Source organism: Pseudomonadota bacterium (assembly GCA_026388255.1).
Classification (GTDB): Bacteria; Desulfobacterota; Syntrophorhabdia; order Syntrophorhabdales; family Syntrophorhabdaceae; genus JAPLKB01.
Genome location: JAPLKC010000036.1, coordinates 80,350 through 98,330, shown reverse-complemented (window position 1 = coordinate 98,330; position 17,981 = coordinate 80,350). Strand labels below are relative to the sequence as shown.

Here is a 17,981-nt window from a genome sequence, read left to right as displayed (position 1 = left end):
GCAGACATAAAAAATACGATGGGCGGTTCAATGCTGTCTCAATCAAGAGAAAGGTTTGACAAAATAGTGCAAGAAAATAGCCTGCTTGAGGCAGATGTTCCTGTTTTTGTAAAAATATTATCTTCTGAAGAAGCAATCGGAAACACGGGAAGAAGGGATTTCCCGATAGCCATGGGAAAAGAAATGGTTATTGAAGCTGATTTTCAGGGAGCACGCGCCCATGTATTTACGGAGGTTGCAGGAATATGAGTGAATACAGCGAAAAGGTGCTTGAACACTTCCATAATCCAAGAAATGTCGGTATTATTGAGGATGCAAGCGGTGTCGGCGAAATCGGAGACCCTTCGTGCGGCGATTTTTTGAGGGTTTTTATTAAAGTAACAAACGATGAGTTGACTGACGTAAAATATCAGATAAGGGGTTGCCCTGCTGCAATAGCTTGTGCAAGTGCGATGACTGAGATTGCTACAAGCAAAAACCTCGACGATGCAATGATGATAAGCGAAGACGACATAGTAAATGCCCTGGACGGATTGCCGGAACATAAGATTCATTGCTCGGCATTGGGTGCTTCAGGGCTTAGAAGGGCGATAATGGACTATTTTAATAAATATGTAAGGAGGTAAAATGTTCTACAGATTTGATGGAAAACAGCCGGTTTTCGGGAACGGTACGTATATAAGTGAAACCGCCCTGATTATAGGAGATGTCAGAATCGGGAATGATTGTTATATAGGGCATGGTGTTATCCTGAGAGGAGACTACGGCACTATTGAGATAGGCGACGAGACAGCGGTCGAGGAAGGCGTTGTCGTCCATGCGCCGCCTGATGATGTCTGCTCTATAGGCAGGGGTGTGATTCTCGGGCACGGGGCGATTATACACGCAAAGCGAATCGGTGATTATTGCGGGATAGGCATGGGCGCTATTTTAAGTATCCGTTCCGAAGTATCCGACGGCTCCACGGTAGCAGAAGGCACTATAGTGAAACGGGAGCAAAAGATCCCCGCAGGGGTAATAGTAGCAGGCAACCCGGCAAAGAAAATCCGCGATATGTCACAGAAAGAAAAGGATTTCTGGACTTGGTCAAGAGGTCTTTATGTGGATCTGGCACATAAGTACTGTAAAATAGGTATGGAAAGAATTGATCTCATGTAAAATGCGCGGGATTTTCAAATTGGAAAAAATGGCTGATAAAATAATATATTGCAGAGGTAGAGACATGAAAATTCATCTTTCGGTAAAAGGGGTGGCGCCGCTGTATAAGCTTTTGGGTAAGAAAAATGATATTGATATTACATTTCCAGGAAACACCTTGCAGGATCTTGTAAACGAGTTGATAAAAAAATTCGGAAATGGTGTAAAAAAAGCCATTTTAGATGATAAAGAAGAAATTGATATGGAAATCCGGGTATCTGTAAATCAAATAGGTTTTCTATCGTATGGTGAAAGGATGAGCGCATCCCTGAACGAAAGCGACACGATTTATATTATGGGGGTCGGGTGAGGTTGATACGATTGTGATCAGTTGATCACAAATAAATATACTGTGTTTGTTAAATAATATATAGAAATCGTGATAAAATAACGGGCTTATTCGTGTGAGTATATTATCACGATTAGAAGGGATTTTATCCAATGATCCGGAAAGACTATTACCACATACTTAAGTTAACAAGGAATGCTTCAGCCTCTGAAATAAAAAATGCTTACAGGAAATTAGCACTTGAATTTCATCCTGATCATCACCAGGAAGATCCTGATGCCGAAGAAAAATTCAAAAAGATAAGTGAAGCCTATTCTGTCCTGGGAGACGAGCAGAAGCGGAAAGAATATGATCTTATGCATAACCCTTACTCCACAACATCAGACGTTTATGAGCACTTTGATCAGAACATGAGCAGCAGATATCAACATACCATGAAATGGAACGGAGGCTGTAAAAGATCGAATCTTTTTACACGAAGTGCGATCTTGAAAGTAAATCCTGGACAGATCTACGAGTTCATTCTTACTCCTCAGGAAGCCCGGTATGGAACTGAAAGGCGGGTTCTGGTTACCGTTGGCAGAAAACGGCAGGGATACCTAGTTCGAATTCCAGGAGGGGTAAGTCATGGAACACAAATCAAGGCAGTACTCGGAGGAGATGAAAACAGTTATATCTTTGTCAGGATAACAATATCAGAATCAGCACAGAGTAACTGCATGTGAGAGATTTGCCCTATGCTTCGAAGGACAGGTATCATTTCGTTACAGTTTATCTTGATGTAATGTATTGTTATTACAATTTTGGGAAGAACCGGAATCTTTGCTTTGCAGTAAAACAGATAGTTCCAAAACAATAACCTTATAAAAAAGGAAGACAAAAAATACATAATAAAAGGAGTGGATGATGAATAAAGAAACAATTATAGAGAAGATTAAAGCGCATACGAAAAACGGCAAGATTGCCTGCAAGCAAGCCCGCAAGATTGCCGAAGACGAGAATATCCCCACAAAGGAACTGGGTGAAATGCTGAACGAACTGAAGATAAAAGTTACCAGTTGCGAGTTGGGACTTTTTCAGTAGAATCTCAAAGGACGGATTTACAATGCTCCCTAAATTTAAATATATCTATGGCCCTGTCCCCTCATGGAGAGTTGGAAGTTCCCTGGGGGTAGACCTGCTTTCACAACAAGAAAAGATATGCAGTTACGACTGTATTTATTGTCAATTGGGGAGAACCGGAATTTTTACTACTGATCGAAAAATATATGTTCAGGAGGATGAGATAATAAAAGAACTGGATGTACTTCCCGAGACACCCATAGATTATATTACAATCTCAGGCAGGGGCGAACCTACACTTGCCAATAATTTAGGAAACGTGATCAGCGCCGTAAAGTCTGTACGCAAGGAGCCTGTGGCGGTAATCACTAACTCATCCCTGATGAACCGGCAGGATATTCAGAATGAACTACTATATGCCGATCTCGTCCTTGCCAAGCTTGATGCCTGTTCTCAGGAGTCCTTTATTAAGGTTAATCAGCCTTTTCAGGGGATTCGTTTTGAAGCCATTATAGGGGGAATAAAGGAATTTAAAAAACAATTCCGTGGAAAACTGGCTCTCCAGATTATGTTCATGGAGAATAGTGTTCAATATGCCGAGGGTATCGCAAAAATAGCAAAAGAGATTCATCCCGATGAGATACAAATCAATACCCCATTGAGGCCATGTGGCGTTGAACCGCTCAAGAGGGAGGAGTTGTCTAAAATAAAAGACCTTTTTGACGGTCTCAATGCTATTTCCGTTTATGAAAGCCGGAAGAAAATTGTCCAGCCTATCAGCGATGACGATACGTTAAGAAGGAGGGGTAAAATATAAAGGGGTTTCATTATAATCCTGATGGTATCATCCAGGCTATGGAGGTTCTTACGCCGCCTGTCGGCATAAATATTGCGGAGCTTATAAGACAGGTAAAGGCTTTTCAGCATGTCCGGGAAACGTTCATAGCCTTTTAAAGGGAAGTAATTTCCGGAAATATTGAGTTCCCTCTTTCCGGGGATCGGATAAAAAATAGTTCGTGGAAACATTTGATGTACAAATTGGAATTAATCCCTGAAAAAATTAATTTAATGATACCTCATTGATAATGTTGATTAAAAAGTTATCGTAAAGAAAATTTATAATCATATAAGGTGGCTACTATTTTAATGGTTAAAGTTTGATTTCAGACTTGACAAATATTTTATCTGTAGTATACTTAGTTAGGAATCATTCCTGATTAGAGAAGGGAGTTTTTAATTAATTCAGAGGATATAAAAACAAGAATCCTGAGTGCCCTCAGAAAAAAAGGGGTTAAACTGACTCCTCAACGTCTTGCAATAATTGATATTCTCTCCGGTGACCGGAGTCATCCGGGGGCGCGTACAGTTTTTCTGAAAGCCAGAGAAAATATACCTGATATCAGCATGTCAACAGTCTATTACACGCTGAAGTTGCTCAAAGAGGAAGGGCTGATCAAAGAGCTTGAGTTTTACGAGCAGGAAAACAGATACGAAAGCAACATGACCGACCATGTCGATCTCATCTGTATAGAGTGTGGAAAAATTGAAAACTTTGACGGGGATATATTAATGTCTCCGTCATCGATAGAGACTTCAACGGGCTTTAAAGCGCATAAGATGCGTTTCGAGTACTATGGACTTTGTAAAGAGTGCAGCAGAAAAACTGGTAAATAATCCAAAAAAAAAGGAGGTAAATATGGAGAAGAAGAAACTGACCAATAACGCCGGCGCTCCTGTGGCCGACAACCAGAACATTATGACTGCCGGACCACGCGGCCCTGCATTACTTCAGGATGTCTGGTTCCTGGAGAAACTTGCAAGCTTTGACCGGGAGGTCATACCTGAGCGGCGTATGCATGCCAAGGGTTCCGGGGCTTACGGCACATTTACCGTCACCCATGATATTACAAAATATACTAAAGCAAAAATATTTTCGGAAATAGGAAAAAAGACCGAGTGCTTCCTCCGTTTTTCAACTGTAGCCGGGGAGCGCGGTGCTGCTGACGCAGAGCGCGACATCCGTGGTTTTGCGATGAAGTTCTATACTGAGGAAGGAAACTGGGATCTGGTGGGGAACAACACGCCGGTATTTTTTCTGCGCGACCCTCTCAAGTTCCCCGATCTCAACCATGCCGTCAAACGGGACCCCCGCACCAATATGCGCAGTGCCAAGAACAACTGGGATTTCTGGACATCGCTGCCCGAAGCATTGCACCAGGTTACTATTGTCATGAGCGACCGCGGCATCCCATGCTCCTATCGCCATATGCACGGCTTTGGCAGTCATACCTTCAGCTTCATTAATGCCAACAAAGAACGGTACTGGGTTAAATTCCATCTTAAAACCCAGCAGGGTATTAAAAACATCACCGACCAGGAGGCTGAAGCAATCGTCGGCAAAGACCGGGAAAGTAACCAGCGTGATCTCTATGAGAGCATTGAAAAGGGCGATTCCCCGAAGTGGACATTCTTCGTCCAGATAATGCCTGAGAAAGAAGCTGCAACCTGCCCGTACAATCCTTTTGACCTCACAAAAGTCTGGTTCCACAAGGATTATCCTCTTATCGAGGTTGGCATCCTCGAACTGAACCGCAATCCGGAAAACTATTTTGCCGAGGTCGAACAGGCAGCTTTCAACCCTACCAATGTTGTGCCCGGCATCGGTTTCTCACCTGACAAAATGCTCCAGGGAAGGCTCTTCTCCTATGGAGATGCCCAGCGCTACCGCCTTGGTGTAAACCACCACCTGATACCGGTCAATGCCTCACGCTGTCCTTTCCACAGCTACCACCGCGACGGCGCCATGCGGGTTGACGGCAATTACGGCAGCACGCTCGGCTATGAGCCCAACAGTTACGGCGAATGGCAGCAGCAACCTGATTTTGCCGAACCGCCCCTCAGTCTCGAAGGTGCTGCCGATCATTGGAACCATCGTACAGATGAAGACTATTACTCTCAGCCGGGCAAACTCTTCCGCCTCATGAGCGCCGATCAGCAAAAGGTGCTATTTGAAAACACAGCCCGTGCTATCGGGGATGCTCCGATGGAGGTTAAAACCCGCCACATAGGGAACTGCCTGAAAGCTGATCCTGCCTATGGCAAGGGGGTTGCGGACGCCCTCGGCATTCCGCTAAGCGAAGTACCCTAAGGCATATAGATTATCCTATAAATGAAAGCAATAAAAAGGCGCCGGTTTATGATTCCGGCGCCTTTTTATTGCTGTTTTTTCAAATGATGTTTCATAGCAATTCGAATTTAGAGATAGAACGAGGCAACAAGGAGGAGCCGACGTAGGCGTACTTTTATAGTACGTCGAGGAGAGCGACGACGAGTTAACGAAGCTATATCTCTAAAGGCGAATTGCTATTAGAATATCTTTGACAAGAGAAGATATATATAGTTCAATAATCCGGTGAATCTACTACAAGCTCTTATATTCGGCATTGTTGAAGGCATAACAGAGTTTCTGCCCATATCATCGACAGGTCACCTCATGCTTACGGCCCAGTTGCTGGGTCTTTCGCAGACGGAATTTCTCAAGACTTTTGAAATTGTTATCCAGTTTGGAGCCATTCTGTCCGTTGTTGTTATCTACTGGAAGACATTGCTTCTCAACTTCGAGGCTCTCAAAAGGGTAATACTTGCTTTTCTTCCCACGGCAGCGCTGGGCCTTCTCTTTTATAAGATCATCAAACAGTTTCTCATGAAAAGCAATCAGGTAGTCCTCTGGTCAATGTTTATCGGAGGGATATGCCTCATCGTCTTTGAAATGCTCCACAAAGAAAAAGATGACGCTGTGGACGACATTAGTAACATTCCTTATCGTACGGCTCTTATGATCGGCCTGTTCCAGTCTATTGCCATGATCCCGGGCGTTTCCCGGTCGGCTGCTACAATTGTGGGAGGATTGATAATGAACCTGAGAAGAAAAACAATCGTTGAATTTTCGTTTCTCCTGGCAATACCGACCATGCTGGCAGCAACAGCCCTGGACCTGCTGAAGAACGCAAGTCAGTTTTCAATAGCTCAGATCAACTTTTTGTCTGTGGGTTTTATTCTTTCTTTTGTATTTGCCCTGCTGAGCGTGAAATTTCTCCTAAATTATATAAAACATCATACTTTTATCAGCTTCGGTATCTACCGGATCGTCCTCGCATTATCTTTCTGGCTTTTCATTTTATAGATCATCTATTCCGGTATCCCGAATATCGGGGAAAGAAGAGGCGTTATACGTTTGTGCATCTTTATGCGATTAATTACTTTTCCTCATATCCCGTTACCATGCATTTTATGTGAGAATTAAACTTTGACCCCAGAGTTGACATGTAGATGTGTACAAAAAGGTAAAGGACAAAAACATAAGCAGCGGCAACATGGATTGCATCGAGAACACGCAATCCTCCTATGGCCTTGATCCAGGAGAAAAAGAAAAGTATATCGCTGAACATAATCCCTGTGAAAGTGATAATCGGTACGAAAACAAGCATTATCGAAGAATAGGCAAGTTTTTGAAGAGGGTTGAATTTGCTTTCGGGTGATGGTTCGAAGGGGTTTGCCTTTCCTCTGAAGATATGAAATAGATAATAGAACGCCTGTCCGGGCATATTCTTCATGTCCATAAAAGACATGATGTAATGCTTCTTAATATTACCGGTAAAAAGATTGTAAAATAACCAGAAAAGAAATGACCCTGCCATGGCAAAGCCGAAATATTTATGGAGTAGCACAATAATTCTGTAATCATGGAAAATTTGGATTGAAGGTGCTCTCAGTTGAATGCCTGTTATAATAAGAATAAGTACTATAAAGGCGTTTACCCAGTGCCATATCCTTACAGACAATGTATGGAGGTATAATTTGCTCATCTTTTTCTCACTTTCCTTAATATTATATGAATGATAATTCCCGACAAAATAATCACAGAAAGAATTATTCCTATAAAATCAATTAGTTTGAAGCCAAGTTCCTTTATTATCTGAACCCTGTCTTTCCGGTTTGATTTCAGGACGTTGTAAAAATCGTTGGCATGTATCTTTCCTTCTCCCAGAAGGCACATGTCAATAAACACCGATGTCGGGAAAGCTGAAAGCACAGGCCCTTTGACTGGGATATGGACGGTTTTTCCTTTCTCAGGGATGGAAAGGAACATGGACTCATAGAATGGGGCATTTTCAGAATGACATGAGGCGCACACTTTACTTTTCACATTTTTTTCTGAATAGTTATGGTAGACCTTTGTTATAACAATCGAGCTGTTGATGGTAACTTCTCTTTGAGATCTCTTCTTTAATTCAATAAAAAAATCTGCCAGTTCTTTACAGAAAACAGTATCATCTTTGTTGCGGTCTATAATTTTTTGCAATTCAATATTCTTACCGTATATTTTTTCGAAATCGCCATATGTTAAGGGGATGACCGTGTTTCCCTCTCTGAAGGCAAAATTGAAGACCATACTTTTTGTTGAATCGGGGCTATGACATGTGGAACATTCGAGATAATTAAAATGCAAAACAGTATTAGGAAGCCACCGGTGCTTATCTATATAATTTTTATGACAGCGGGAACATACGGCAAGCCTTTCAGGGGCACTCAACTCCTTATATGCTTTTACATGATGGGGGTTATGGCAATCGGTACATCTGGCAGCACCCTTTTCAGAATGAGCGGCATCTTTATAAATCCCATATATATTTTCATGACAGGCCATACAAACACTGTCACTGATGTGTTCCTGCGAGGTGTGGCAGTTGTAACATTCGACCCCTTTTTTGCCGTGAACAGTAAGCCCGTATTCTTTTATAGAGGGCAATTCTGGGATAAATATTTTCGGATCAGCGAAAAAAACAAAGGATCTTTTTCCTGTTATTGTCACACTTGCTTGCCGGAAAAGTCCTTTCTCATCGTGACAGGCATTGCAGGCTACCGGTTTTTTCATGACAGTATGAGGGTTCGCTATAATCAAATACTGTTTATTTATATGGTGTTTGCCTTTATATTCTTTCTGGAGTATGGCCTGGAGGTTGTCCCATTCGCTGTGGTTTAAAAATCCGTTTAAGTCAGCGTCTATGAATTCTTTCTTTATAAGACCTTTCCTGCCGATGTCTATGTTTACCAGCACCTCATTTTTTGTTGATTTACCGTGACAGGCAAGACAGTCCAGTGCCTTGAGGTGTTTTTCCTTTGACGGTAGCAAGGCGTGTGATACATTCTTGTGGCATTCAAGGCAGCTACGCTTTCCTTCTTTTAAAAAATGAACGTTATGACAACCCTTGCAGGAGAGATTTTTTCTACCGTGAACAGATTTTGAGTATTCTTCGGTTGTCTGACTGTGGCAGGTGCTGCATGAGGGTTTTTTTAACTTATCGTCGTGGAGTGCCGAACTTATATCGTCGTGGCATTGGAGACAGGTTGTTTTTCCATGCTTGAATTCTTTATGCTTTTCATGGCAGCCGAAGCAGTAAAACGTCGAAATTGAACCTTGCAAGGATATAGGAAAAATGACAAGGAATATAAATATCAGGAAGTTCATCGATGTTGCAGATCCTCAAAGCACTTTCGATTAAGCTTTCGAAAGTGCTTCTTTAGAAAATAAACAACTTGAGTCAATTACCCCACAGCAAAGCCGCAAGGTATGCAAACAAATTCACATTACTCCGAAAAACCGGGGTTTCTCAGAAACTTTTTTACGAAAACCCCGGAACCCACTAAAGAATATGAACAATTAGGCCGGATACTCTTTTATCCTCCGCAACAACTTCCCGGATTCCCGCAGGAATTAGGTGCGCCGCAACATCCTCCCGGAATGCCCGGCATGGAGTTGTGGCTTGAATTTGCAGTATTATGCGCCGATAAGAGTTTCTCAAGATGCTCGCTGTTGCAGTGTTTGCAATGCAGACCTTCAGCCTTCCCCAATATTATGAACTCACTGATTGAACCACAATCCCCGCATTTATATTCATATATCGGCATATTTGCCTCCTGTTAATGGCCGCAGCCGCCCTGATGTCCTCCGCAGGCATTTAACGCGCTCAGTTCCGGAAGCTTATTTTCTAAAAATAAATCGAGATTATCTTTGACTGTTTCTTTTACAGAACCATAAACTTTTATCCCTGCCGCGTTAAGTCCTCTTATGGCGCCCGCGCCTATGCCGCCGACAACCACTGCATCCACATTCTGTCCCCCGATAGCCATGACAGGATTACATGCCCCGTGAACATGGTTTAAGTCTTTGTTGTTAATTGTAACAGCCTGCTTAATTTCCGTATCAACAACAACAAACGCCGGGGCAGAACCAAAATGGTTGTACACCGTGCTTTCAATACCCTGATCTTCCTGAACTGCGAAACATACTTTCATTACTAAACCTCCGTTTTTTTATTGACTGTTTCTATTTGGAGCGCTTTGCCGTTGATGATGATATCGGCAACTTTATTACGTGCGTTGTCAAGGATCCGACCAAATGTAGGGCGCGAAATGTTCATCTGCTCTGCTGCCTTCTCATGATAGAGTCCTTCATAATCGGCAAGACGGATCGCCTCAAACTCATCCAGGTTTAACAAAACCTCCTTAAGTTGATAAAGAGGAATACCCTTGGGTTTGAAATAGGAAGAATTGGGAAAATAATTGATACATCTGTTCTTTTTTGGCCTTGACATTTAACTATTATAAGCATATGCCAATAACTTGTCAAGGACTATTTGCTATTTTAAAACTCTACAGGGCTTTTATGTAATAAAATAGAGTTTTATAGCTCATTTCTGGAATTGAGCTATGGCTTGCTTTATTTGACCCAGGAGTAAAAATTGCCCATCGTGTAGATTGCTGCCAGGGGGTTATGACCGGTAACCCTGTCTTTTACCGCCAAAACAGTTGTGGGGGCATCGGCATATTTGAAAAAAAGTGAATCATGACCCACACAAAGGCCGAGGAGGATGTTGAAGTCCGTTTTTGCCTCATTTGCCACCATAGCCTGGAGGATGGGGTTGCACATGGTCTCGTGCTTGCCGGCCTGGATTTTCTCATGCTCTTTGATGCCGATCTCCTCCTTGGGAACACATCCGGCCTTGCAAACGATTGACACAACCTCAAATCCGTGATATTCCAGTATCTCGTTTACAAGAGAGGCTTCTTTCGCAAGGCCCATACAGAAAATAAGACCGAGCTTTTTATATGCCATCTTTTCGGCAAATTCCACGATTTCCAGTATTCTCGGTTTTACAGGATGCATAACAAAAGGTTTTTTGTCTTTTTCGGAGTAGCACTCGCCCTCCTGAATAGATGCTTGCCTGGCAAATTCGCGGATATCTTCTTTATCATATTCCTTACGGGCTTTTTCCGATATAGTGCGAGATCCCATTGTCGGGCACCCTTTTGCCCCCTTGCCCTTGGGGCTCATACAAGCCCGTTCACGAACCGGATGCTCACAGGCTGAGCATTGCGATGTAAGTTCTTTGTCCATAAAATCCTCCTTTTGGCTGGCGGCAATGCCGTGCGAAAAACACTTTATGTGTATGATAACAATAAACTCCTGTCAATATAAAAACACCGGGCATACCTGCGGCGTATTGCAGCAGGTGTAAATGCAGGGATATTTTAAGGACGGATGGCCACCAATCCATACTTGAAGCTAAGATTTGAATAAAGCTCTTCCGGTCCACAGGCATAAAGCAAAGGGGATTGTGAATTCAATTTACCGAATATTTTTCCGATATTTTATCGGGAATCAAAAAACTCAACTTGATAAAATCAGTTTTGTTGTAATGCCCGGTTTCCTCTGGCAGTCCTCAGAAGAAAGAGGGCGTAGAGGCCTACTCCCCGGATCAATATGATTCTTTCCGCACAGCAATGCTTGCAAAACACAACTATTACCTGTTATCATCTCTGCTAACAATATGGAAATAAGAGAAAATGAACTTATAAAGCGGCTTAAAAGGTTCGGAAGATCTTCCCGGGAGGTATTGAGGGGCATTGGCGATGACGGGGCAGTTGTCGAAATGACGCAGGGTTCCTATGTTTTTGTCCAGGATGGACTTGCAGAACATATCCATTTTGATTTTGACTTTATGGACAGCTATTATGTCGGCAAGAAGGCTATATATGTAAACGTCTCCGATATCCTTTCCATGGGGGCTAACCCCCTCTATTTTCTCGTTACAATCGGCATCCCGGAACATATAACTTACAAAAAGATCAACAGGCTGTATACTGGTATGGGCAGGGCTGCAAAGGAATTCAACACAATCCTGCTCGGCGGCGATACGATAGAGACTAAGAGCGATTTTTTTATTGATGTTTCTATGATAGGAAAATTGGTAACCAGCAGGTACCTTGGAAGAGATAATGCGAAAGACGGTGATCTGATAGGAGTAACCGGCTGGCTTGGTGAAAGCGCATACGGCTTGAGCCTCCTGCAAAAAGGTAAAAAAGCAAAAGCCTCAAACAGGTTTATAGAAAGGCACATAAATCCTAAACCTCCATATGCCCTGTGGAAGGAATTGATAAAAAGTGATATAACTAATGCGATGATGGATATAAGCGACGGATTGTTTATAGACCTTGAAAGGATGATGACGGAAAGCAGAAAGTCTGCAAAAATACATCTTGAGAAACTGCCTGTACCGGTTATTTTGAAAAGAAAAGGCCTTGAACGCCTCGCATTAGGCGGCGGTGAAGACTACCAACTGCTCTTTACCTTCTCCCCGGAGAAGCTTCAGGCAATCGGGGATATCACAAAGAAGGGATTCCTTGTCTCCATAATAGGCGAGGTAGCTAAGGGAAAAGGCGTAGAAATCTTAAAAGATGGAAAAATCGTAAAGCCTATCATCAAGGGCTACGAGCACTTTGGAGCCCACCTGTGAGAAAAGGCATATTCATTAAGGATATTAACAGGGAAGGCATTGAAGTAAACGACCTCTTTATTGTTTCGAAAAAGAACATTTTTACAGGTAAAAACAATGCAAAATATATGAGTATAGAGCTGAAAGACAACACCGGCAGCATTGAAGGCAAAGTCTGGGAAAATGTGGATAATATAAATAAGTTCTTTGAAAAGAACGATCTTGTTTTTGTTAAGGCAAAGATGCGGCTCTACCAGGGAAAACCACAATTGACTGTAACTGACATAAGGAAGTTCGACGATGAGGTCTGTCTGGAAGACATGAGAACATTCTTCCCGGAAGCCGAACCAGGGATTGACAATTTAAAAAAGAATTTTTTTCAGCTCCTGAACGAAATTGAGGAACTCCATGTAGCTTCTGTCTTCTCTGCCCTTATTAAAAGGAACGATATCCTGGAAAAATTCTTTTTATTTCCAGCTTCAATAGGGGTACACCATGTCTATCTGGGTGGACTCCTTGAGCACTCCCTTACGGTGGCATATATGGGCAGGTATGTGGCCGATATAACGGGTGCGGATAAAGATATCATTATTGCAGGAAGTCTTTTGCACGATATTGGAAAAGTTGAAGAGTATTGCGTGAAAGGCGGTTTTAATTATTCGGACAGAGGAAGGCTCATGGGGCACATAGCACTCGGCACCTTAATGTTTGAAGAGCTGGCAAAAGAGGTAAAGGGATTTCCGGAGCATACATCGGATATGCTTGCCCACATCATTATAAGCCACCATGGTGTTGAAGAGTGGGGTTCTCCTAAAAAACCTATGTCCATAGAAGCCCTCATCATACACTATCTCGATGATCTCGACGCCAAGGTTATGGGCGTAAAGGAGCACATGAAAGAAAATATGGCAGACGAAAAGTGGACAGAATACCACAAGCTGTACGGATCAAGATTCTATAAGCTTCCCGAAAGGTAATATATGGAAATAAGAAGAGTTTTTGTAGACAAGCTGAAGATAAAGAACGAGATGGCGCTACTTACAGGCCCTATGTATAAATACATTATCAATGTTCTGAGAAAAACAATCGGCGACAGGATAGACCTGATTGACGGAAAGGGCTACCTTTACAGATGTACAATCAACAGCATAAAAGGTAAAGAGCTGTATCTCCGGGTAATGGATGTCGTGCATCACCCTGAAGAAAAAAGGCCCAAGGTAACTCTTTGTGTAAGCCCGATAAAAGGGCCGCGAATGGACTGGCTCGTCGAGAAGGCAACGGAACTCCGTGTGGAGAGGATACTGCCTACAATTTTCAAGAGGACTTTAATTAAATTTGAGGACAAGGAAAAGGGGAAATATGACCGTTGGAAACGGATTGCCATAGAAGCATCCCGTCAGTCAGGCAGGTTTACTATACCTGAGGTGGTTGAACCTACTCCCCTTAGAGGGATACTCCCCTATACGGAAGACATTCCGAACCGGTGGGCCTTTTACGAGCAAGAAAGGGAGATCTCATTCAATGATGTTATGTCAAACCGTAAAGAAGGGGAGATATGCGTGGTTATAGGCCCTGAAGGCGGTATAGACGATCTGGAAATTGAATGGCTGAGGGAAAACGGCTTCACATCGTGCACGCTTGGTGAAAATATATTCAGAACTGAAACAACGCCTCTTGTCATTCTATCAGTCATCCTTTATGAATATTTTAACAAATGTAAATAATAAGGGGGAACAATGAATAACAAAGGAAAGGCGGGATGTGGCTGTCTCATATTTATCCTGGTCGCTTGCATGATCATTACGGGAATCCTTATCCATCCCTTCTCATTGAAAACTATCGGCAGTCAGCTTAGATACGAAGATAAAGTCTTTCCTTCGGATGCAATATTTGTCCCCAGGTTTTTCGAAGATAAAAACGGAGAGTTGTATACAGAGGCCTTCAGAGAATACTGGGCCGGAAACGGCAAAACCATATGGATTGAAGATGATAAAATACTGGGTATAAGCCTCCTGGATATTGTTGCCAAAACAGCGCATACACGGGGCATCAAGGAGGGCGTACTAAAAAAGCTTGAAATTGAAGGTGAAGGCAGCGTAAAAGTAAAAAAAATACAGGAAGCCTTTTCGAAAATCGGGGCAAAAAAGGTTATCATTCTTGTACCTGAATATGCCTCAAGGAGATTTCACCTGTTTTACGGCTTGTCAAAAGACAGTGCGCAGGTAGTATATCTTATTAAACCTGTGAATATGTCATATTTTAAAAAAGATAAATGGTGGAAAGAGCCGATGTCACGGGATATGTTTTTGAAAGAACTCTCCTATATGATTTCATACTGCCTTGAGAGGTTTAAATATGGCGAAAAAAAAGATATTGAAAAACCATGAGCAATGTTCGGGCTGTATGTCATGTGTGCTTGCCTGCTCGTTGTTTAATTTCAATGTTATTAACCCTGAAAAGTCATTCATAAAACTGGATAAAAATGATGAAAAGCAAAGTTTTACCATATCTGTCGGCGAGGATTGTAAGTCCTGCGGGGAATGCATAACAGTGTGTGCCTATAAAGCGCTGAGGTGGGAAGATGAGAATTCTCGTAATTGACCTTGAGAAAAGGGAACATGCATATCTGGAAGACGAGAGTTTAAGACCCTTATATATCGGAGGGGTGGGGCTTAACACAGCCCTCCTGTACAAACATACTGACAGAACTATTGCGCCTTTTGATGCAAAAAACAGCCTGTTTTTTACAAGTGGCGCCTTGGTAGGTACGAATATACCTACCACATCACGGTGCGAGGCAACTGCACTCTCGCCTACAGGATATTTCGGGACCTCAAACTCAGGAGGCAAGGCAGGTCTTGCAATAAAACTCTGTAATATCGACTCCATCTGGATAAAGGGCAAATCGGAAAGCCCTGTTTATGCCTTGATTGACGAAAAAGGCGTAACATTAAAGGATGCATCAAACATATGGGGACACGATACCTTTGAAACGGTACATATATTAAAAAAATTGGAAGGTAAGGACGCAGAGGTATTAAGCATCGGACAGGCAGGCGAGGCAGGTGTACAGTTTGCCTCTATTCAGGGGGATTACCACCATTCTTTTGGTCGTACAGGCCTTGGTGCAATCATGGGCAGTAAAAAGCTTAAAGCGCTCTGTTTTATCGGCAAGGGGGAAATACAGATCAGGGATAAAAAGCTCCTCCGTGCAGTATCAAAGAAATTCAGGGAGCGCATCTTATCCTCGGACTCCTTCGGCTATACAAGACGGTATGGCTCAATGGTAGTCTCCGATGTATACAACAAGCTGGGTATACTGCCCGGACGAAACTTCAGACAAGGTTCTTTTGACAACTGGGAAGCAACACGGGGCCGAAGATTCTTTGAAGAAAAGTATAAGGAACGGACGCTTGCCTGCGTATCATGCCCGATAGGCTGTTTGCACTGGTCAAAAGTAAAAGACGGAGAGCATGCCGGATATGAGACATGCGGGCTCGAGGTAACCTTTACTCTTGAATTCGGAGCGAAACTCGATCTTGAAAATATCCCTGAGATATTCCAATGCGTAGAACTTTGCAACAGGCTCGGTATGGATGTCATATCCACAAGCGCAACAATTGCCTATATCACGGAACTTTTTGAAAAGGGTTTCCTGAAAGAGATTGATATAGGATTCAGCCCCGCATTCGGGGATTTCAAAAGCATTTATAAATTGATTTCCATGATAGGCAGAAGAGAAGGCATAGGGAGACTGTTCGGACAGGGCATAAAGTACGCAGCGGAACATTTTAAGGGCTCCGAATCCTTTGCCTGCGAGATTAAAGGTCTTGAAATGCCGGTACGCGACCCAAGGGGGAGGTTTGACACATGGATGCTGGGTGTACTTATTAACACGCGTGGAGGGGATCATCTCCGTATCAGAACTCCTGTTGATGACCTGAAAGACTTTGAGAGGAGTTACGAATACGAGCCCCTTGCATTAACGCCTGCTGAGCTTGAACTTGTTGACATGCCACAGGCATTGAAAGACAGTATTCTGGGTATACCCCCCTCAAAAGTTGCTATCCCTGCGATGACCAAATACTCCGAAGAATACATTACACTGCTTAATTCCTTCGGCTTGTGCATAAGGCCACCTGTTTTACGGACAATAGGCCCATCCCTTATGAGCGAAGCCTTTCGTGCAGTCTACGGATATGAAATGGATGAGAATGAGCTCCTTTTTGCTGCAGAACGGATTATCAACATGGCTCACCTCTTCAACCTTGACAGGGGACTTACATTCCAGGAATATCTTTATCCGGCGAGATTTTATAAAGAATCGGAAGATTATGCTAAAGGAGAGCGCCTGCCTCTCGATCATAACAAGATAGAAGAGATGCTGAAAACATATTTTGTGCTTCGGGGGTGGGATGAGACAGGGCACGTAAAGGAAGAGACCATAAACAGGCTCGGTATTGCGCTATGGATGAACTGACAGCAATCATTGCTTTATCGAAACTAAAGGGCATAGACCGCATAAAAAAGAAAGAGATTGTCGAAACAAACGACAGCCTTGCTGCTTTATTTGAAGGAAAAATAAAGATATACGATGAATCCCTAAAAGCGCAGATAAGCGCTTTCAAGGATTGGAAGGATATTGAGAAGGCAACGGAAAAACTGACAAAATCAGGTACAGATATAATCACTATCAGGGATAAAGAATATCCGGAGCTTTTGGGGTATATCCCTGACCCCCCTGTTGTGCTGTATAAAAAAGGTTCCTTGAAAACCGGCAGCAATACGCTTGCTATAGTAGGTTCAAGAAAGGCGACATTCGAAGGCATCGCTCTTGCTGAAAAGATTGCAAATACCCTCTCATCTCTGGGGATAACTGTTATAAGCGGTCTTGCAAGGGGTATTGACGCCGCTGCCCATAAAGGGGCTTTACCTGAAACAGGTAAAACGGTTGCAGTCCTTGGGTGCGGTATCGATATCTGTTATCCGGCGGAAAACATCCGGCTCTTTGAAAAGATCGGAGAAGAAGGCTTGCTGCTCACCGAATACAGCCCCGGGGATCCGCCCCTTAATTACCACTTTCCCGAGAGAAATCGTATCATAGCCGGTCTGTCAAAGGGCGTACTCGTTATAGAGGCGTCCGGAAAGAGCGGCTCTTTGATTACCGCCCGCCTTGGTCTTGAATATGCCCGGGATGTCATGGCAATTCCGGGAAGCATCTTCGGTGACGAGCACAAAGGGGCAAACGCACTCATTAAACAGGGGGCAAAACTTGTTGACGGTATCGAAGACATCCTTGCAACCTCCTTTCCTCATCTCACTTTGAAAAAGCAGCAGAAGATTGAAATGGACAAAGACGAAGATTATGTGTATTCATATATAGGCCACGAGAGGATACACGTAGATGGGCTGATAGATAAAACCGGAATGCAGGCAAAGTATGTAATGGCGATACTTACAAGGCTTGAGATGAAAGAAATAGTCCGGGGATTTCCCGGAGGGTATTATATCAGAAAATAGAAGGCAGCTTTCAGATCGCTCTTTCTTTTCCGGAAATTACAGGGGTCGGATTGAAGTATGTTTTTTTGTCTTCTTGC

22 protein-coding genes and 2 pseudogenes are annotated in these 17,981 nt (G+C 43.0%); 18 read left to right on the top strand and 6 right to left on the bottom strand.

From position 1 onward, the window contains the following. Nucleotides 1-18 precede the first annotated feature (18 nt). The 11 genes and pseudogenes from NT178_04365 to NT178_04315 all read left to right on the top strand — a co-directional run bounded on the left by NT178_04365 (nucleotide 19) and on the right by NT178_04315 (nucleotide 6,731). Complete coding sequence (locus NT178_04365) at nucleotides 19-249, top strand: hypothetical protein (protein ID MCX5811762.1); 231 nt, start codon at nucleotides 19-21, stop codon at nucleotides 247-249. Next, nucleotides 246-626: an iron-sulfur cluster assembly scaffold protein gene (locus tag NT178_04360; protein ID MCX5811761.1), complete on the top strand. Its 381-nt coding sequence runs from the start codon at nucleotides 246-248 to the stop codon at nucleotides 624-626. The genes NT178_04365 and NT178_04360 overlap by 4 nt, the downstream gene beginning before the upstream one ends. 1 nt (nucleotide 627) lies before the next feature. Continuing rightward, nucleotides 628-1,158 carry a gamma carbonic anhydrase family protein gene (locus NT178_04355; GenBank protein ID MCX5811760.1) on the top strand — a complete coding sequence of 177 codons (531 nt, stop codon included), beginning with the start codon at nucleotides 628-630 and terminating at the stop codon, nucleotides 1,156-1,158. Between the two features lie 64 nt (nucleotides 1,159-1,222). Then, nucleotides 1,223-1,507: a hypothetical protein gene (locus NT178_04350; protein ID MCX5811759.1), complete on the top strand. Its 285-nt coding sequence runs from the start codon at nucleotides 1,223-1,225 to the stop codon at nucleotides 1,505-1,507. Between the two features lie 131 nt (nucleotides 1,508-1,638). Then, nucleotides 1,639-2,211 carry a DnaJ domain-containing protein gene (locus tag NT178_04345; GenBank protein MCX5811758.1) on the top strand — a complete coding sequence of 191 codons (573 nt, stop codon included), beginning with the start codon at nucleotides 1,639-1,641 and terminating at the stop codon, nucleotides 2,209-2,211. Nucleotides 2,212-2,389: 178 nt separating this feature from the next. Next, entirely contained in the window at nucleotides 2,390-2,569 is a 180-nt protein-coding gene (locus tag NT178_04340; GenBank protein ID MCX5811757.1) for a hypothetical protein, read from the top strand. 22 nt (nucleotides 2,570-2,591) lie between these two features. After that, a pseudogene (locus NT178_04335) lies at nucleotides 2,592-3,083 on the top strand (radical SAM protein). 269 nt (nucleotides 3,084-3,352) lie between these two features. Then, nucleotides 3,353-3,487 (top strand): annotated as a pseudogene (locus tag NT178_04330) (peroxiredoxin). 387 nt (nucleotides 3,488-3,874) lie between these two features. After that, nucleotides 3,875-4,222 carry a Fur family transcriptional regulator gene (locus tag NT178_04325; protein MCX5811756.1) on the top strand — a complete coding sequence of 116 codons (348 nt, stop codon included), beginning with the start codon at nucleotides 3,875-3,877 and terminating at the stop codon, nucleotides 4,220-4,222. A gap of 22 nt (nucleotides 4,223-4,244) precedes the next feature. After that, nucleotides 4,245-5,696 (top strand): catalase, encoded by a 1,452-nt coding sequence (locus NT178_04320; protein MCX5811755.1) that lies wholly within the window; start codon nucleotides 4,245-4,247, stop codon nucleotides 5,694-5,696. Between the two features lie 264 nt (nucleotides 5,697-5,960). After that, the gene (locus NT178_04315) at nucleotides 5,961-6,731 is read left to right on the top strand and encodes an undecaprenyl-diphosphate phosphatase (GenBank protein ID MCX5811754.1); all 771 of its coding nucleotides are present in this window, start codon (nucleotides 5,961-5,963) and stop codon (nucleotides 6,729-6,731) included. A 73-nt stretch (nucleotides 6,732-6,804) separates the two neighbouring features. On the opposite strand, the gene NT178_04310 is transcribed toward NT178_04315, so the two are convergent. From NT178_04310 to NT178_04285, 6 genes are all read right to left on the bottom strand, one after another. Then, complete coding sequence (locus NT178_04310) at nucleotides 6,805-7,413, bottom strand: cytochrome b/b6 domain-containing protein (protein ID MCX5811753.1); 609 nt, start codon at nucleotides 7,411-7,413, stop codon at nucleotides 6,805-6,807. Continuing rightward, a complete protein-coding gene (locus NT178_04305; GenBank protein ID MCX5811752.1) occupies nucleotides 7,410-9,077 on the bottom strand; it encodes a hypothetical protein in 1,668 nt (555 codons plus the stop codon). Before NT178_04305 ends, NT178_04310 begins: the two co-directional genes overlap by 4 nt. 209 nt (nucleotides 9,078-9,286) lie before the next feature. Beyond that, a complete protein-coding gene (locus tag NT178_04300; GenBank protein ID MCX5811751.1) occupies nucleotides 9,287-9,517 on the bottom strand; it encodes a zinc ribbon domain-containing protein in 231 nt (76 codons plus the stop codon). A gap of 12 nt (nucleotides 9,518-9,529) precedes the next feature. After that, nucleotides 9,530-9,904, bottom strand: a complete 375-nt coding sequence (locus NT178_04295) for a diguanylate cyclase (GenBank protein MCX5811750.1) — start codon at nucleotides 9,902-9,904, stop codon at nucleotides 9,530-9,532. A 2-nt stretch (nucleotides 9,905-9,906) separates the two neighbouring features. Further along, entirely contained in the window at nucleotides 9,907-10,203 is a 297-nt protein-coding gene (locus tag NT178_04290) for a DUF134 domain-containing protein (protein MCX5811749.1), read from the bottom strand. Nucleotides 10,204-10,328: 125 nt separating this feature from the next. Then, entirely contained in the window at nucleotides 10,329-11,006 is a 678-nt protein-coding gene (locus NT178_04285; protein MCX5811748.1) for a DUF1847 domain-containing protein, read from the bottom strand. Between the two features lie 433 nt (nucleotides 11,007-11,439). Here NT178_04285 and thiL point away from each other — a divergent pair, with 433 nt between their 5' ends. The 7 genes from thiL to dprA are packed head-to-tail and all read left to right on the top strand — an operon-like array spanning nucleotide 11,440 to nucleotide 17,904. After that, nucleotides 11,440-12,405 carry a thiamine-phosphate kinase gene (thiL, locus tag NT178_04280; protein ID MCX5811747.1) on the top strand — a complete coding sequence of 322 codons (966 nt, stop codon included), beginning with the start codon at nucleotides 11,440-11,442 and terminating at the stop codon, nucleotides 12,403-12,405. After that, on the top strand, nucleotides 12,402-13,361 hold the full coding sequence (locus tag NT178_04275) for an HD domain-containing protein (protein MCX5811746.1): 960 nt from the start codon (nucleotides 12,402-12,404) through the stop codon (nucleotides 13,359-13,361). Before thiL ends, NT178_04275 begins: the two co-directional genes overlap by 4 nt. Before the next feature lie 3 nt (nucleotides 13,362-13,364). Further along, nucleotides 13,365-14,108: an RsmE family RNA methyltransferase gene (locus NT178_04270; GenBank protein ID MCX5811745.1), complete on the top strand. Its 744-nt coding sequence runs from the start codon at nucleotides 13,365-13,367 to the stop codon at nucleotides 14,106-14,108. Between the two features lie 12 nt (nucleotides 14,109-14,120). After that, entirely contained in the window at nucleotides 14,121-14,771 is a 651-nt protein-coding gene (locus NT178_04265) for a hypothetical protein (protein MCX5811744.1), read from the top strand. After that, nucleotides 14,740-14,985: a 4Fe-4S dicluster domain-containing protein gene (locus NT178_04260; protein MCX5811743.1), complete on the top strand. Its 246-nt coding sequence runs from the start codon at nucleotides 14,740-14,742 to the stop codon at nucleotides 14,983-14,985. The genes NT178_04265 and NT178_04260 overlap by 32 nt, the downstream gene beginning before the upstream one ends. Further along, complete coding sequence (locus tag NT178_04255; protein MCX5811742.1) at nucleotides 14,966-16,864, top strand: aldehyde ferredoxin oxidoreductase family protein; 1,899 nt, start codon at nucleotides 14,966-14,968, stop codon at nucleotides 16,862-16,864. The genes NT178_04260 and NT178_04255 overlap by 20 nt, the downstream gene beginning before the upstream one ends. Then, nucleotides 16,852-17,904: a DNA-processing protein DprA gene (gene dprA, locus NT178_04250; protein MCX5811741.1), complete on the top strand. Its 1,053-nt coding sequence runs from the start codon at nucleotides 16,852-16,854 to the stop codon at nucleotides 17,902-17,904. The genes NT178_04255 and dprA overlap by 13 nt, the downstream gene beginning before the upstream one ends. Nucleotides 17,905-17,981 lie beyond the last annotated feature (77 nt).

What these genes read in the sequence shown, in the direction of transcription:
- NT178_04290 (MCX5811749.1), bottom strand. Translation starts at nt 10,203, where the DNA reads ATGTCAAGGCCAAAAAAGAACAGATGTATCAATTATTTTCCCAATTCT.
- NT178_04340 (MCX5811757.1), top strand. Translation starts at nt 2,390, where the DNA reads ATGATGAATAAAGAAACAATTATAGAGAAGATTAAAGCGCATACGAAA.
- NT178_04255 (MCX5811742.1), top strand. Translation starts at nt 14,966, where the DNA reads ATGAGAATTCTCGTAATTGACCTTGAGAAAAGGGAACATGCATATCTG.
- thiL (MCX5811747.1), top strand. Translation starts at nt 11,440, where the DNA reads ATGGAAATAAGAGAAAATGAACTTATAAAGCGGCTTAAAAGGTTCGGA.
- NT178_04305 (MCX5811752.1), bottom strand. Translation starts at nt 9,077, where the DNA reads ATGAACTTCCTGATATTTATATTCCTTGTCATTTTTCCTATATCCTTG.
- NT178_04265 (MCX5811744.1), top strand. Translation starts at nt 14,121, where the DNA reads ATGAATAACAAAGGAAAGGCGGGATGTGGCTGTCTCATATTTATCCTG.
- dprA (MCX5811741.1), top strand. Translation starts at nt 16,852, where the DNA reads ATGGATGAACTGACAGCAATCATTGCTTTATCGAAACTAAAGGGCATA.
- NT178_04360 (MCX5811761.1), top strand. Translation starts at nt 246, where the DNA reads ATGAGTGAATACAGCGAAAAGGTGCTTGAACACTTCCATAATCCAAGA.
- NT178_04285 (MCX5811748.1), bottom strand. Translation starts at nt 11,006, where the DNA reads ATGGACAAAGAACTTACATCGCAATGCTCAGCCTGTGAGCATCCGGTT.
- NT178_04365 (MCX5811762.1), top strand. Translation starts at nt 19, where the DNA reads ATGGGCGGTTCAATGCTGTCTCAATCAAGAGAAAGGTTTGACAAAATA.
- NT178_04310 (MCX5811753.1), bottom strand. Translation starts at nt 7,413, where the DNA reads ATGAGCAAATTATACCTCCATACATTGTCTGTAAGGATATGGCACTGG.
- NT178_04345 (MCX5811758.1), top strand. Translation starts at nt 1,639, where the DNA reads ATGATCCGGAAAGACTATTACCACATACTTAAGTTAACAAGGAATGCT.
- NT178_04270 (MCX5811745.1), top strand. Translation starts at nt 13,365, where the DNA reads ATGGAAATAAGAAGAGTTTTTGTAGACAAGCTGAAGATAAAGAACGAG.
- NT178_04300 (MCX5811751.1), bottom strand. Translation starts at nt 9,517, where the DNA reads ATGCCGATATATGAATATAAATGCGGGGATTGTGGTTCAATCAGTGAG.
- NT178_04355 (MCX5811760.1), top strand. Translation starts at nt 628, where the DNA reads ATGTTCTACAGATTTGATGGAAAACAGCCGGTTTTCGGGAACGGTACG.
- NT178_04260 (MCX5811743.1), top strand. Translation starts at nt 14,740, where the DNA reads ATGGCGAAAAAAAAGATATTGAAAAACCATGAGCAATGTTCGGGCTGT.
- NT178_04295 (MCX5811750.1), bottom strand. Translation starts at nt 9,904, where the DNA reads ATGAAAGTATGTTTCGCAGTTCAGGAAGATCAGGGTATTGAAAGCACG.
- NT178_04350 (MCX5811759.1), top strand. Translation starts at nt 1,223, where the DNA reads ATGAAAATTCATCTTTCGGTAAAAGGGGTGGCGCCGCTGTATAAGCTT.
- NT178_04320 (MCX5811755.1), top strand. Translation starts at nt 4,245, where the DNA reads ATGGAGAAGAAGAAACTGACCAATAACGCCGGCGCTCCTGTGGCCGAC.